The sequence below is a fragment of the Proteus cibi genome, from assembly GCF_003144405.1.
Taxonomy (GTDB): Bacteria; Pseudomonadota; Gammaproteobacteria; order Enterobacterales; family Enterobacteriaceae; genus Proteus; species Proteus cibi.
This window is the reverse complement of record NZ_PENW01000010.1, coordinates 82,930-98,582: the sequence shown is the minus strand read 5'-3', so window position 1 is coordinate 98,582 and position 15,653 is coordinate 82,930. Positions and strand designations below refer to the sequence as shown.

At 36.7% G+C, this 15,653-nt stretch carries 11 protein-coding genes and 1 pseudogene; 9 read left to right on the top strand and 3 right to left on the bottom strand.

What is annotated here, in order from left to right:
• Positions 1-265 precede the first annotated feature (265 nt).
• The 6 genes and pseudogenes from DK865_RS06100 (at position 266) to fliZ (ending at position 5,350) form a co-directional block, all read left to right on the top strand.
• Entirely contained in the window at positions 266-1,366 is a 1,101-nt protein-coding gene (locus DK865_RS06100) for a FliC/FljB family flagellin (protein WP_109391448.1), read from the top strand.
• 214 nt (positions 1,367-1,580) lie between these two features.
• On the top strand, positions 1,581-1,859 hold the full coding sequence (locus DK865_RS06095; RefSeq protein WP_109391447.1) for a type II toxin-antitoxin system RelE/ParE family toxin: 279 nt from the start codon (positions 1,581-1,583) through the stop codon (positions 1,857-1,859).
• Positions 1,859-2,173: a HigA family addiction module antitoxin gene (locus DK865_RS06090; protein ID WP_023581847.1), complete on the top strand. Its 315-nt coding sequence runs from the start codon at positions 1,859-1,861 to the stop codon at positions 2,171-2,173. Before DK865_RS06095 ends, DK865_RS06090 begins: the two co-directional genes overlap by 1 nt.
• A gap of 272 nt (positions 2,174-2,445) precedes the next feature.
• A pseudogene (locus tag DK865_RS19005) lies at positions 2,446-3,597 on the top strand (FliC/FljB family flagellin).
• 441 nt (positions 3,598-4,038) lie between these two features.
• Positions 4,039-4,761 carry an RNA polymerase sigma factor FliA gene (locus DK865_RS06080; RefSeq protein ID WP_036912728.1) on the top strand — a complete coding sequence of 241 codons (723 nt, stop codon included), beginning with the start codon at positions 4,039-4,041 and terminating at the stop codon, positions 4,759-4,761.
• A gap of 58 nt (positions 4,762-4,819) precedes the next feature.
• Positions 4,820-5,350, top strand: coding sequence for a flagella biosynthesis regulatory protein FliZ (fliZ, locus tag DK865_RS06075; protein WP_088495242.1), 531 nt, complete (start codon positions 4,820-4,822; stop codon positions 5,348-5,350).
• A gap of 428 nt (positions 5,351-5,778) precedes the next feature.
• Here fliZ and putA read toward each other — a convergent pair whose 3' ends face one another.
• Positions 5,779-9,747 (bottom strand): trifunctional transcriptional regulator/proline dehydrogenase/L-glutamate gamma-semialdehyde dehydrogenase, encoded by a 3,969-nt coding sequence (putA, locus tag DK865_RS06070; protein ID WP_109391446.1) that lies wholly within the window; start codon positions 9,745-9,747, stop codon positions 5,779-5,781.
• A 469-nt stretch (positions 9,748-10,216) separates the two neighbouring features.
• Here putA and putP point away from each other — a divergent pair, with 469 nt between their 5' ends.
• A complete protein-coding gene (gene putP / locus DK865_RS06065; protein ID WP_109391445.1) occupies positions 10,217-11,701 on the top strand; it encodes a sodium/proline symporter PutP in 1,485 nt (494 codons plus the stop codon).
• 111 nt (positions 11,702-11,812) lie between these two features.
• Here putP and DK865_RS06060 read toward each other — a convergent pair whose 3' ends face one another.
• Both DK865_RS06060 and DK865_RS06055 read right to left on the bottom strand, forming a co-directional pair.
• Positions 11,813-12,643 (bottom strand): hypothetical protein, encoded by an 831-nt coding sequence (locus tag DK865_RS06060; protein WP_023581852.1) that lies wholly within the window; start codon positions 12,641-12,643, stop codon positions 11,813-11,815.
• 227 nt (positions 12,644-12,870) lie between these two features.
• Positions 12,871-13,707: a hypothetical protein gene (locus DK865_RS06055; protein ID WP_162556612.1), complete on the bottom strand. Its 837-nt coding sequence runs from the start codon at positions 13,705-13,707 to the stop codon at positions 12,871-12,873.
• A gap of 294 nt (positions 13,708-14,001) precedes the next feature.
• On the opposite strand from DK865_RS06055, the gene DK865_RS06050 reads away from it, so the two are divergent.
• Together DK865_RS06050 and DK865_RS06045 are read left to right on the top strand one after the other, a co-directional pair.
• Positions 14,002-14,448: a DUF6386 family protein gene (locus tag DK865_RS06050; RefSeq protein ID WP_023581854.1), complete on the top strand. Its 447-nt coding sequence runs from the start codon at positions 14,002-14,004 to the stop codon at positions 14,446-14,448.
• A gap of 652 nt (positions 14,449-15,100) precedes the next feature.
• Positions 15,101-15,631 carry a fimbrial protein gene (locus DK865_RS06045; RefSeq protein WP_023581855.1) on the top strand — a complete coding sequence of 177 codons (531 nt, stop codon included), beginning with the start codon at positions 15,101-15,103 and terminating at the stop codon, positions 15,629-15,631.
• Positions 15,632-15,653: the final 22 nt, after the last annotated feature.

Here is a 15,653-nt window from a genome sequence, read left to right as displayed (position 1 = left end):
TTATTGCCATTGATGACCAAAGTCGAATTTAGATGAATAAAAATAGTTTGAGACGAAAATTGATAAAAAATGAATAAAAAAATAATAAATTAATTTCGTTATTTATCATTGACTTGATATTAATTCTATAAAAAATTGCAGAAATATTTGTAGGAAAAGTTAAAGGTTGTATGTGGGGTGCCGATAAACTTGTTGCCGGTGATTGACACCGTAAATGAATAGGCAAACTTTTATTTTATCGACTTGATTTTAAAGGAATCTAGCTATGGCACAAGTCATTAATACCAACTATCTATCTCTGGTAACTCAAAACAACCTGAACAAATCTCAGGGAGCTTTAGGAAGTGCAATCGAGCGTCTGTCTTCTGGTCTACGTATCAACAGCGCTAAAGACGATGCTGCAGGTCAAGCGATTGCTAACCGTTTCACTTCTAACATCAACGGTTTAACTCAAGCTTCACGTAATGCGAACGATGGTATCTCTATCGCTCAAACGACTGAAGGCGCGCTGAACGAAATCAACAACAACTTACAACGTATCCGTGAGTTAACAGTTCAAGCGAAAAACGGTACTAACTCTAACTCAGATATCACTTCAATCCAAAACGAAGTAACTGAACGTTTAGCTGAAATCAACCGTATCTCTGAACAAACTCAGTTTAACGGCGTTAAAGTACTGAGCGGTGAAAAGTCAGAAATGACTATCCAAGTGGGTACTAACGATAAAGAAGTTATCAAATTTAACTTAGATAAAGTTGATAACGATACTTTAGGCGTTTCAAGCGACAAACTGTTCGCTGAAAAAACAGAGACAAAAGGCGTAACAGCTGAAGGTGCTGCTGTGGATGCTGCTACTTTAGCAATCCCTGGTGGTGCTCAGTATAAAGGTATTACTGTTGCAGAATATACTGTTGATGGTAATAAAGTAAACGATAAATTCGTTGTAACTAAAGGCGCTGATAAATACTTAGTAGGTAAAAGTGACTTCGAAGTTACTGGTACTGATGATATTGAACTGAAAGCAGGTTCTGCTGTTGCAGGTAATAAATTTACTGCTGATGCAGGTAAAGACGTTAAAACTTTAGACGTTAAAGATGACGCTTTAGCAACTTTAGACAAAGCGATCAACACAATTGATGAAAGCCGTTCTAAATTAGGTGCGATTCAAAACCGTTTCGAATCTACTATCAACAACCTGAACAACACTGTTAACAACTTATCTGCTTCACGTAGCCGTATCTTAGATGCTGACTACGCAACAGAAGTTTCTAACATGAGCCGTGGTCAAATCCTGCAACAAGCGGGTACTTCAGTACTTGCTCAAGCAAACCAAGTACCACAAACTGTTCTGTCTCTGTTACGTTAATTCGTACTCTGACACAAAAGATACCTTTCTATATCCAAAAGGTCCTCGTAAGAGGGCCTTTTTTTGTTTTTGTACCTTATTTTTTTCTCATCTCTATTCTCCTAACTTATTTAAAGATAACGTTTTTCCTAAAATAGTAGCTAGAAGTTATTTTATATTGCATTACGGAAGCGTCATATTATGATGTTACATCTCGTGTAACATGGATTTAAAGATGATAAAATCATTTAAGCATAAAGGATTAAAGCAGCTTTTTGAAAAAGGTGTTACATCAGGTGTTCTTGCTCAAGATGCTGAAAGAATTAATGACAGACTACAAGCTATTGATATAGCTAAAGATATTAGCGAGTTAAATCGGAAAATCTATAAACTTCATAAATTAAAAGGTGATCGAGAAGGGTATTGGTCGATTACAGTAAGAGCAAATTGGCGTATTACTTTTCAATTTATTAATGGCGATGCCTATATTCTAAACTATGAGGACTATCATTAATGAGACAATTTAAAGTTTCACATCCCGGCGAAATTATTGCGCGAGATTTAGACGATATGGGGATCAGTGGGCGCCGCTTTGCATTAAATATTGGCGTAACTCCTGCAACAGTTTCACGTTTATTAACAGGGAAAACAGCATTAACACCGTCACTTGCGATCCGTATTGCTGCCGCATTAGGTAGCACGCCTGAATTTTGGTTGCGACTTCAAAGTACTTATGATTTAAGGCAACTTGAAGAAAAAATAGATACTTCTAAAATTGAAACTTATGGCGAAATGATTGATGAAGTAAATATTTTATCTAATCGCTAAGGTCAAACTAGGGGGAATTTTTCCCCTGTTATTTTATCTTTAAACCCACTCTTTTTTAGTTTTATTTTTTCTCTCAACCTCTTTTACTTTTTTCTGTAATCAATTACTTCTTATAAATTAATTGACTGGCTTTTTTTGCTAATTTCGCGACGCTAAAAATCGTAAAACCCTCGAAATTGATGACGATAGTGTTTAGGCAACGTTATTACAGTGACGTAATAACAAACCTATTCATTTAAAAATATTTTAAAATCAAGTCGAAGGAATATTGTATGGCACAAGTCATTAATACCAACTACCTATCACTAGTAACTCAAAATAATTTAAATCGTTCACAAAGTGCATTAGGTAATGCGATCCAACGTTTATCTTCAGGTATGCGTATTAATAGTGCAAAAGATGATGCTGCAGGTCAAGCCATTGCTAACCGTTTCACTTCAAACATCAACGGTTTAACACAAGCATCACGTAATGCGAATGATGGTATTTCCATTGCACAAACCACAGAAGGGGCATTGAATGAAATTAATAATAATCTGCAACGTATTCGTGAATTAACTGTACAAGCAAAAAATGGTTCTAATTCAGCTACCGATATTAAATCTATTCAAGAAGAAGTAAATCAACGTACTGCTGAAATTAATCGTATTTCTGAACAAACTCAATTTAATGGCGTATAAGTCTTAAGTGAAGATAGTGCATTAAATTTACAAGTTGGTGCGCATGATAAAGAGCAGATCAGTGTTAATCTGAAAAAAATGGATGCAACCACACTGGGTATTGATAAGTTAGATCTCACTGTTAAACCAGAAATGTTGCATGGTGGTTCTACAACAACTGTTTCTGTGGCGAATGGGGTAACAACACCTGTATCTAAAGATATTGATATCGATACTGCATCGTTAAAAGCAAGTTTAGCAACAGGCGAGTCTTTAGAGGGTGTCTATTATGCAGTGGATGCAAATGGTAAAGAAGATAAAACTAAACTGGCAATTGAAATAAAAGATGCCAAAGGTGAAGTCAAAACGTTTGAAGCAACTTTAGATACATCAAAAGTTATTGATGCCACATCAAAAGACTTTATTCCTGGTGGTAAAGTGACTTTAACGAAAGGTGCAGAAATTAAACCTAAAAACCCACCAACAATTAACGATGCACCATTAAAAGGATTGGATGATGCACTTGCTCAAGTTGATAGCTTACGCAGTGCCATGGGGGCGGTACAAAACCGTTTAGATTCTACTATTACTAACTTAGGCAACACCGTTAATAATCTGACTGCATCACGTAGTCGTATAGAAGATGCAGATTATGCGACAGAAGTCTCTAATATGAGTCGTGGTCAAATCTTGCAACAAGCAGGTACTGCGGTATTAGCCCAAGCCAATCAAATGCCACAAAACGTATTATCACTGCTTCGTTAATTTCAATTTCAAATAACCCGCAAATGACACCCGCTGCAAATTTTTGCAGTGGGTGTTTTATCATCAAAACAATCGTTTTTTTAATTAATCATTTATGCATTTTTTAACTCGCGCGCTAGACGCTAAAATCCCATAAAATAAAATACTATGATTTATATGTTATTTTTTTATGAACAGAATGCATATTCAATATGTCGATTTCTTTTAATGAGCTAAATTATCAATTTAATTAACGGTTTTTCTAAGGATTAGTCGCCCGTCTTTTAGGGTAAAGTAGTTCTCGTAATGCAATGACAAATTAATTATCAATGAAAACCCGATTTTTGCTGAAAATTTGGCATAGGTGAAAAAGAGGCGCTTTTGCTTCACTGTTCAGCCGATTGCTAAATTTATTTCGCCAGATAATGGTTTCCGGTCTTTTATCCAAAGGTGTCTTTTGTTGTGAGTGATTTGTATACCGCCGAAGGCGTGATGGACAAAAATAGCCTCTGGGAGCGATATGTCCCGTTGGTTCGCCATGAAGCATTACGATTACAGGTCAAGTTACCTGCGAGTGTTGAATTGGATGATCTTTTGCAAGCGGGTGGAATTGGGTTATTAAACGCTGTTGAGCGTTATGACTCAATGCAAGGTGCTGCCTTTACCACTTATGCTGTTCAACGTATCCGTGGCTCGATGTTGGATGAGCTACGCAGTCGAGATTGGGCGCCACGCAGTGTGCGTCGCAATGCAAGAGAAGTTACCCATTCTATTCATCAATTAGAGCAGGATCTAGGACGACCACCATTAGAACAGGAAGTTGCTGATCATTTGCAGATTGAGTTAGCAGAATACCGGCAGATCCTATTGGATACGAATAACAGCCAATTGTTCTCTTATGACGAATGGCATGAAATTTACGGTGAAAGCTGTGAACCGTCTCAAGACGAAGATCATGATGACAATCCATTACAGATGTTATTAGAAAGTGATATTCGCCAAAGAGTCATAGACGCGATAGAATTGCTTCCCGAAAGGGAAAAAATGGTTCTTACTCTGTATTATCAGGAAGAACTTAATTTGAAAGAAATAGGCGCAGTGCTTAATGTCGGGGAATCCCGCGTGAGCCAGCTACACAGCCAAGCCATAAAAAGGCTGCGAGCACGCTTAAACCCAGAGAAATAGAAGTTTTGCTTATTTTTGTTTTTGTTTATTAAGACTACAACACAGGGCTTTATCTCTTATGTCTGTTTCAACACAAAAGAAACGGCCGCTAAGCCGTTACATTAAAGACTATAAACACAGCCAGACTCATTGTCTACATTGCCACAAGGCGCTTGATCGGATCTCTCTCGTATTCAATCGCCAAGTTATCAATAAAGAAGCCATTTCTGAAATGACGGATTTAGTTGATGATGAAACGTGGGAAACGTTACAAGAGAAGTTCTCTGCGCTATGCCGTTTTTGTAGTGAGATTTACTGTAATAGTGAAACTGACTACTTTGACATTATGTCTTTTAAGCAGTATTTGTTTGAACAAACGGAGATGAGCCACAGTACTGTTCGTGAGTATGTGGTTCGTTTACGTCGGCTCGATGAATTACTGACTTCAACTAATTTTCCTCGTCAAGAGTTTACGACAGAGAAAATTCAGTCAGACTTGAGTAAAAAGCTCACTCCCTCTGCATTTAGTAACTACAACATTGCACTACGTAAGTATGAGCAATATCTCGATTGGTGCCAAGAGCCACCATCGATGAGTAGCAGTCACTAATTGCGCTCAAGAGAGACCTTAAAAGGAGTAGCCTATCCTACTCCTTTTTCTTGGCACTTATCATCACAGTTTATTTACCTTTCTGCTTTACCTTCTTTCTAAAAAGTTCTTTATTTATCCTTTAATAAGAATACTCACACAAATATCATATTGATTAATAGATAAAAAAAGCGCCCACAGTGGGGCGCAAGTTTCAGGTATTCATAAAGATATAATTAAATCAACTTCTAGGTTGACTTGGGCGTAAGTATATTTACTAAACTAACTCGTCGCGAATAATAATATTAAAAAGAGTGAGGATAGTCACAGCATTCAAAAAAATAATACTTTTAGCTATCTCTTTAGAAATAATGGCGTAACGAAAGAAAAAACCACCTTTAAGAAAATAAATTTTAAAGGTGGTCTCAAAGATAAGGAGAGAAAGGAAATTAACTAATCGTCATTAAACTTGCATTGCCTCCAGCCGCTGCCGTATTAATACTTAATGCTCTTTCATGTAATAAACGCTCTAGCAATAGACCAGTCTCACCGCGAGAAAATCCTTGAACAGAAATTATTGCTCCTTTGCGTTGCGCAATTTTCTGGCAAGTTTCACGCAATTGATCACCATCACCATGGTAAATTACCGCGTTTATTTTCAGTGACTCATCATTCCAGTTTTCAGTTACTGTGAGGGATTTTCTGACAATATCAGGTAATTCACGATAGGTTTTTTGTGAGAATAGGTTATTCACAACAACGGCATGGCAACCGGAAGCGAGAACAGCCGCAATTTGAGTGAATGCATCTTGTTCGTTATCCGAAATACACAATACATGACCACAAGGGACTAATTGATAAGTATTTCGTTCCCCAGTCGGACCCGGTAATACGCGTAATGTTCCTGCTTGGGAGGCAAGGGCATATTTCTCTAACGCTTCATAGTGTGATTTATCCGCTCTGTTTGATAGCCATTCCATATACTTATGATAAGTCTGTAATAACGTATTACGCATAGAAGTATCAAGAGGAAGGGTTTCATCTTGGCGCGCCAATGTTTGTGTTGCGGCATTTTCAGGGCGTTTAGATAATAAGCGATACAGATAAACGGGGCCACCTGCTTTCGGACCCGTACCCGATAATCCTTCACCACCGAAAGGTTGAACACCCACAACGGCACCAACCATATTGCGGTTTACGTATAAATTACCTACCTTGGCATTTGAGGCAACATAAGCAATTGTTTCATCTATACGCGTATGAACGCCCATTGTTAATCCATATCCTGTTGCATTAATCTCTTCTAGCAAAGCAGGTAAATCTTGGCTTGCATAACGTACAACATGTAACACAGGACCAAAGATCTCTTTCTTCAATGAACTCACTTTATCTAACTCAATTAAAGTCGGTTGAACAAAGGTACTGTTATTCTCAATGTGTTTTGACAAACTATTGTGTGATGCTTGATAAATATCGAAGCCTGTTGTGCGCATAGATTGGATATGCTGCTCAATGCCTGATTTTGCTTCTTTATCGATAACAGGACCAATATCCGTGGATAGCAAACTTGGATCACCGATTGTGGCTTGAGCCATCGCACCTTTAAGCATCTCAATAGTATGATCAGCCACTTCTTCTTGAATACATAACAGGCGTAAAGCAGAGCAACGTTGACCCGCGCTATCGTAAGCGGATGCCATAACATCAGTCACCACTTGTTCTGTTAATGCAGATGAATCAACAATCATGGCATTTAAGCCACCGGTTTCTGCAATTAAAGGGACTGGACGACCTTCGCTGTCTAATCGACCTGCTAAGGTCTTTTGTAAAATATGAGCAACATCTGTTGAACCGGTAAACATCACGCCACGAACACGCTCATCAGCCACTAAATGTGCACCAATGGTTTCACCTTGCCCTGGTAGCAGTTGCAGTGCAAAAGTAGGAATGCCTGCTTGATGGAAAAGCTCAACGGCTTTTGATGCAATTAAAGGTGTCTGTTCTGCGGGTTTGGCAAGTACGGTGTTACCTGCGGCTAAAGCTGCTGCAATTTGCCCACTGAATATGGCTAATGGAAAGTTCCAAGGGCTGATACAAACCACAGGTCCTAGAGGACGATGTGTATTATTATCAAAATCTTGAGCAACTTGTGCGGCGTAGTAATAAAGAAAATCAATGGCTTCACGGACTTCAGCAATGGCATTGCTGTAAGTTTTCCCCGCTTCACGCACTAATATTCCCATTAGCGGTCCCATTTGCTGTTCCATTAATTCCGCAGCACGGATCAAGAATGAAGCTCTTTGCGCTGGTGGTGTTGCAAACCAGATCTCACCTTTTTCTTGAGCGAGGGTTAAGGCAAAATCTGCCTCGGCTTTGGTCGCTTCTCTTACTGTCCCTACAATATCTGCATGATTGGCTGGGTTTAATATAGATTGCGGTTCTGGTGTTTTTTCTGAAGAATTAAACGTATCACCTAATAACGGTTCGCAATGTCGATTTTCAGTTGCTGATGTTAATAAAGCACTAGAAAGCGATGCCAAACGATGTTCGTTTGACATATCAATACCAGGTGAGTTTTTACGTTCATCACCATAGAGTTTATTAGGGAGTGGAATTTTAGGATGAGAAAGCCCAATTTGGCCTTCAGCTTGCGCCATTCTATTCACTTCTTTGACAGGATCTGCCACTAATTCATCAAGAGAAATTGTGGTATCAGCAATTCGATTTACAAATGATGTGTTAGCCCCATTTTCAAGTAAACGGCGGACTAAATAAGCGAGTAATGTTTCGTGAGTCCCTACGGGTGCATAAATACGACAAGGGCGACCTAATTTCCCATCTGCTATTTTACCAACAACTTGAGCATAAAGCGGTTCACCCATACCGTGTAAACACTGGAACTCATATTGTCCAGGGTAATAGTTTTGACCCGCTAAATGATAAATTGCTGATAGCGTGTGTGCATTATGCGTGGCGAACTGCGGATAAATAAAATTAGGTGAGGCGAGTAGTTTTTTTGCACAGGCAAGATAAGAAACATCAGTATACACTTTACGAGTATAAACTGGGTAATCTTCAAGACCATCAATTTGAGCGCGTTTTACTTCGCTATCCCAATAGGCGCCTTTTACTAATCGGATCATTAAGCGACGACGGCTACGGCGTGCCAAATCAATGACATAATCGATAACTAATGGACAACGTTTTTGGTAAGCCTGAATAACAAAGCCAATACCATTCCAACCCGCTAATTCAGGTTCAAAACAGAGTTTTTCAAGGAGATCGAGTGAAATCTCAAGTCTGTCGGCTTCTTCCGCGTCAATATTAATACCAATATCGTATTGCTTTGCTTGTAATGTTAATGAGAGTAGGCGAGGGTAAAGCTCTGACATAACTCGTTCATATTGAGCACGGCTATAACGAGGATGTAATGCGGAAAGCTTGATGGATATGCCTGGACCTTCATAAATACCACGGCCATTAGAGGCTTTACCAATGGCGTGAATGGCTTGTTGATAAGAGACTAAATAATCTTGTGCATCTTTTTCTGTTAATGCCGCTTCACCTAACATGTCATAAGAGTAGCTAAAGCCTTTTTCTTCAAGTTTGCGCGCATTCGCGAGTGCTTGAGAAATAGTTTCACCTGTCACAAACTGCTCACCCATTAAACGCATCGCCATATCAACACCTTTACGGACTAATGGCTCGCCACTTTTGGTAAGAATGCGATTTAAAGCGTTAGACAGCTTTTCTTCATTATGTGTAGAAACTAATTTACCTGTGAATAATAAGCCCCATGTTGCAGCATTCACAAACATCGACTGGCTTTGTCCTAAGTGTGAGCGCCAATTCCCATGACTGATTTTATCGCGGATAAGTGCATCACGCGTGGCTTTATCTGGAATACGCAATAAAGCTTCAGCTAAACACATGAGGGCAACACCTTCTTGTGAAGAAAGTGAGAATTCTTGTAATAGACCTTGAACCAGTCCTGAACGTCCAATCCCATTTTTCTGTTTACGTAATTTTTCGGCAATGGAATAGGCTAATTTATGCGTTGCTTGTGCCTCATTTTCAGGTAAGGTTGCTTGTTGCAATAACATCGGTACAGCTTGTGTTTCAGGTGTACGATAGGCAGAAGTAATTGCTGAGCGTAAAACAGACTGCGGGTGAATGTGCTCGGCAAACTCCAAGAAAGGTTGATAATGAGCAGTGGGTATTTCAGTGCTTTCATCAATATCTTGCTCTGTAAATGCTGAGTGACCAAGATTAACCTGATCATTTTCAATTTGTTCTAGATAATTGAAAATAGCCTGTTTAATTAACCAATGCGATGTTCTGTCTAATTTCTGTGCGGCTTCTTTTAATCTATTGCGGGTTTCTTCATCAAGTCTAACACCCATTGTTGTGCTACTCATGCAGTGCTCCTCATATTCTATTTCTCATTCACAAGTACATTTACCCGTTATTTTTATTAATATCATTCATGTTGCAACTTTGTGCAACATTGTTAACAATTTATTTCTAAATAATGTGAAAGTAGTCAGGTTTTGTGGGTGATAAAACAGGAGTCAATTTATTCTCTCTCTATATTTATTTATAAATCAAATAATTATATTTATTTTATTGGTATTTATATTTATAATACATCCTCGAATTAAGACAAATAGTGTGAAGTCATAAACAAAATTTAAACATTTAAACGTTAATTTCTTGTTAAATGCAGTTAACCTATTCTAGGATTGATGTGAATGCTTTATCTGTTGCTGTAAGAAATTATTTTAATTAAAAACTGAAAAGATCATTAATGCGCAACGAAGTGCAACGTTCCTGTACAAGTCAACAGCATACCGATGATCGGAAACAGATTTATGGAGAACTGCAATTATGGCTCTAACTTCGCCAATGCTAATTACATTTACGATCTATATCTTGGGTATGCTTTTTATTGGCTACCTTGCTTATCGTTCAACAAAAAACTTTGATGATTATATTCTAGGTGGTCGGCGACTGGGCAGTGTTGTTACTGCGTTGTCAGCGGGTGCTTCAGATATGAGTGGTTGGTTATTAATGGGATTACCTGGCGTGGTGTTTTTTGCTGGTATCTCAGAAAGTTGGATAGCGATTGGACTCTGTTTAGGCGCGTGGCTAAACTGGCGTTTAGTTGCAGGGCGTTTACGTTTGCAAACGGAAAAAAATAATAATGCATTAACGTTACCCGATTATTTGACATCGCGTTTCGATGATAAAAGCAAAATGCTACGTATCATTTCAGCGTTAGTTATTCTTACCTTCTTTACTATCTATTGTGCATCAGGCGTGGTTGCTGGTGGAATGCTGTTTGAATCTACGTTCCATATTCCTTATCACGAAGCGATGATTTATGGTGCGCTTGCAACTATTGCATATACCTTTTTAGGGGGTTTTCTGGCGGTAAGTTGGACAGATACCGTTCAAGCGACTTTAATGATTTTTGCTCTGATCCTAACGCCTATTATTGTCATTTTTTCTGTGGGTGGCATTGATACTTCTATTGCTATCATTAAAGCAAAAGATCCATCTTATTTAGATATGTTCAAAGGGCTTGATTTTATCGCAATTGTTTCGTTATTAGCATGGGGGCTAGGCTATTTTGGGCAACCGCATATCCTTGCACGTTTTATGGCGGCTGATTCTAACCAAACTATTCGTAAAGCACGCCGTATTGGTATGACGTGGATGATCCTCTGTTTAGGCGGAACCGTTGCAGTTGGATTCTTTGGTATTGCTTACTTTGAAATGAATCCAGCACAAGCGGGGGCTGTAACAGCTAAAAATGAACGTATTTTTATGGAGCTGGCTTCACTGCTTTTTAATCCATGGATTGCTGGTATTCTTCTGTCTGCAATTCTCGCTGCGGTAATGAGTACATTAAGCTGTCAATTATTAGTTTGTGCCAGTGCGTTAACGGAAGACTTATACAAGCCATTTATTCGTAAAAGTGCGAGCCAAAAAGAGTTAGTTTGGGTAGGGCGTGGCATGGTGTTATTAGTTGCGATTATCGCAATCTTTTTAGCGCGTGATCCAAACAATAAGGTACTTGATTTAGTCAGTAACGCGTGGGCAGGTTTTGGTGCCGCTTTTGGTCCTGTGATCCTCATTTCGGTAATGTGGAAACGTATGACTCGTAATGGTGCATTTGCTGGAATGTTGATTGGTGCTTTAACCGTGTTAGTGTGGATGCAATATAAATGGTTTGGGTTATATGAAATCATTCCTGGTTTTATCTTTGCCTCTATCGCTATTTTTGTCATTAGCTTAATGGGTAAAGAGCCAAGTAAAGAGAACCAACAACGCTTTGATGAAGCTGAAACTCAATATCGTAATACATAATAAAAAATAGAAAATGAGATAAATAAAAGGCCACTTTATTTAATAAGGTGGCCTTTATTCGGTGAACTCATTATAAAATTAAAAGAGAGTATAATTTATAACATTAGTAACTTATTCATAATATTCAAATTTATTATATACAACTGCTGTGCTGGTATCGATTATTGAGCCATCTTTTCTAACTTCACTGACCATATTCCATGTTAAGCAATTATTATATTTATCCCATTCTTGGCAAGTAAAGTCATACTCTCTTATATCGTCATACAAACTCGTAAATATTTGCATTTGATGTAAGATTTTACCCTCTTTACTATAATTAAACTCTAACATAACTTCATCATTATCAATTGCTTTTAAGAGGCGACCTTCATTATCATAAGAATAATAAATTGTGCTTCCCTGATTTTCAGCGTTAGATTCAATAATTGTTTCTGATGCAATCTTATTGGCATCATAAACAATTTTTGAAAAATCAGTACCGATAAGTGAGCCATCTCCATCATAGAAATGAGAGGTTTTATTTATTAGCTGGTTTTGACTATTTTTGCCATAGAGTTCATGAAGATAGAGAGTATAGACTTTGTGTAAACTCTTTAGCTGGTATTTATATTTAATATTATAAGGGACTGACATTCTGACAAGATTTGTTTCGATTCGCTCATGAATATATTCTTGCGTAGAAGAATCAAATTTAGTGAGTGAGCCGCATTCATCAAATTGAATTTCACCTTTATAGGCTTTAAATCGACCTTTTTCAGGTAATGTGCTAGTTATGATGATTGATTTTATAGGCCCATAATAAAATTCTAACAGAGTGGGCATATTATTAGATAGGTTTACCTGCTTTTGTTGATCGTTACAAGATGCTGATGCTGCGAATGTTGGGTGTGAAATAAAAAGTGTGTATAGAGAAAAAATAAAAAGAAGAGGTATTTTCATATAACGAGTCATCTTAAGTTTTATTAAAAAAGAATACGCTATAAAGCATATTCATCATTAATTGATTTAAGTAATTCTACACAAATTGTATTTTAATGAAAGTATCATGAAGGCGTATTTAACCATAGATAAAAAGTTATGTAATAAACATAAAAACCAGTCTATTTTTGATAGTCTGATTTTTATGTTATTAACCTAAATTTGATACAAAAAAGAGAATATAAAAATTATTCGTAGTAAGTAAACTCGTTATGAAGCACGGCTTTGCTGAAATTAATGACTTCATCATTAAATTTAATCGTACTTTCAAGTTCTTCTTTTGAACAATTCGCAAATTTGTCCCATTCACGGCAAGTAGTGATAAAGGCTTTATCTTCGCCATTAATACCTTTGATATAGTTTGATTGAGTAACAACTTTCCCTTCTGGATCATACTGATATTCTACATTTATTTTGCCGTCTTCTATTACGGATTGTAGTTTCCCTTGAGGATTATAGGTGTACTCTGTGGTGATAATCTCAGCTGTTGGATCAGACGATTTACTTGTTTCTTTGATAATGCGCCCATCTTTATAGTCGAATTGGCTGGTGATGGTATCCAGCAAAGTGCCATCATTTGCGTAATATTGAATTATCTTTTTGTTGAATCGGTTCTGTTCATCTTTATGGTAGGTTTCTTGCATGTAGATAGAGTGCGTGCCATAAGCATTTTTTATCTGAAATTGATAGCGAATAACCGAAGGATCGTTAGGCGATGTTCTTATTAAATTCGTTTCTACATTACCTTCAATATATTCTTGTAGTGATGTGTGATCTTTTAGGAGTTTCCTGCATTCATCAAATTGAAGTTCACCCTGAAATGCTTTAAAACGCCCATCGTGAGGCAGGGTACTTGTCATGATAACTGATTTAACCGGTCCATTATAGGAAGTGAGTAATACAATGTTGTTATTGGTAATATTGGTTTGCTTGTCAGTATCAGTACATTGAGTTGAAGCCGCGACTGCTGGCAATGAAGAAGCGGCATAAAGGGAAAGAGGGATAAGGAGTTGTTGTAATTTCATAAGACCGTCCATGTATATAGTCGTCATATTTCAAGCCGTAGCGTTGTTGCCTACGTTAATTCACACTAATCACATACTTATGTATGCTCATAGACTTTTCTAAGGAATAGATTCACGAGTCGTCTAGGTGTGTACCTTGAATTATTTAGAGCATAAGCAGAGCATAGGAAATAATTCTAGCATTATAGGTAATTGGTCTACCAAATAGTATAGATAAAATCTTATATGATTAACCGATGTATAAAGGGATAAAAATATTTTGGTACGATCAACACTATTTTGGGGAGCATTAAGATGCTAAATGCATTTTCTTTTATGACTGATACGGCAACGCTGGCCATCTTTGATTTACAAGCGATCCAACATAGAAAATCAGATACAGCAGATTGGTGGAGCCTACCCGATGATGAATTAGATGAAATGAACAAAGGTAATATTGCATTTATTGGTTTAGGTAATGATGGTTTTTACACCATTAATCTATGCGATAAAATTGAAGATCCAGATGTAAAAATAAACATAAGCTGTCCATCAGGTGAAATTTTTATTGGTGCAGGAGAAGACACAACTGGCGGTGATTTAGAGCCAGATGATCCACAATATCGTGCAGGAGAAATTATTTTTCTCCCAGTCGGTAATTATGAAATTTCCTTAAAAAAGGTAAACAACCTACTTTCTATTTCTATGATTTTCGGTAAAGCGAAAATAAATAAATTTGAGAATGTTTTACGTTTAGATTAGAGGAATATATAAATAGTAATATAAAGTTATAATGACGAATGAAAAATTACTATTATTTTAAGCGCTGCCAATACTCCTTATTAATATATTAATAAATAGAGATTGAACAAATTATGGTTATATTAAATATAATATAGCCATAAGTTTTTTATAAAAAAAGTTAATCAATTAACTAAGTGTTAATTGATTAACTTAATTTGAATATTCCTAAAAGGAAAAAATGATATAAATTATGATTTAATAATCAAATAAAGAATTGGAAAGGTTTTATTTTAAAAATTAAAGGAATTTAATAAATTTATTGACCTTGTTTTATTAAAAATGATAAATATCAATTTATGATGAATTAATACTATTTTTAATGGCAATCCTAATAAAAATAATGCTTTTTTTTGTTAAATAAATGTAGTAGTCATATTTAGACTATAAGAATATGCTTAAAATTATAAAATAGATACGTATTAACCTCTACGTATGGTGAATTTAGTTGCATTTTATGAGTAAATGAGTCGATAATTACACATACTTAAATATTAGTACGTAATAAACATGAAATAAGGTTATTAAAATAATTTTATTTCGTGTGTGCCTTTTCATTTATTGAAACCAAAAAATAATCTTATTTAGATATATTACCGGAGAGAATTTTATTATGAATAAAATGCTTCTTACTGCGATGATCGCAGGTATTTTTTCATCAACAGTTTATGCCGCTTCTGATAATACTATTCGCTTTCAAGGCGAAGTTTCTGATGAAACTTGTACTGTCACTGTTAATGGTAATTCAGCACTTCCTGTTGTTTTATTACCAACAGTACCCGTCACTGCATTAGATACTGCAGGTAAAACAGCAGGTCAGACACCATTTACTATCGCAGTGAGTGGTTGTACGGGTTCTAAACCAACCGATACAAATATTAAAACTATTTTTATTGCTAATAATCTGACAACAGACGGTCGTATTGGTAATACAGCATCAAATAACAATGTTAGCTTAGAAATTATTGACCCTGCAAAAACAGGTACCAAAATTGATTTAACGGGTGTTGGTAACGAAGGTTTAGTGTTAAAAGCAAACGAAAAATCAGCATCTTATGATTATGCTGTACGTTATTATGCAGATGATGTTGCAACAGCAGGTAAAGTAGAAGGTAGCGTGCAGTACTCTATCTCTTATCAATAATGCTTATATGTCTCCTTTATAT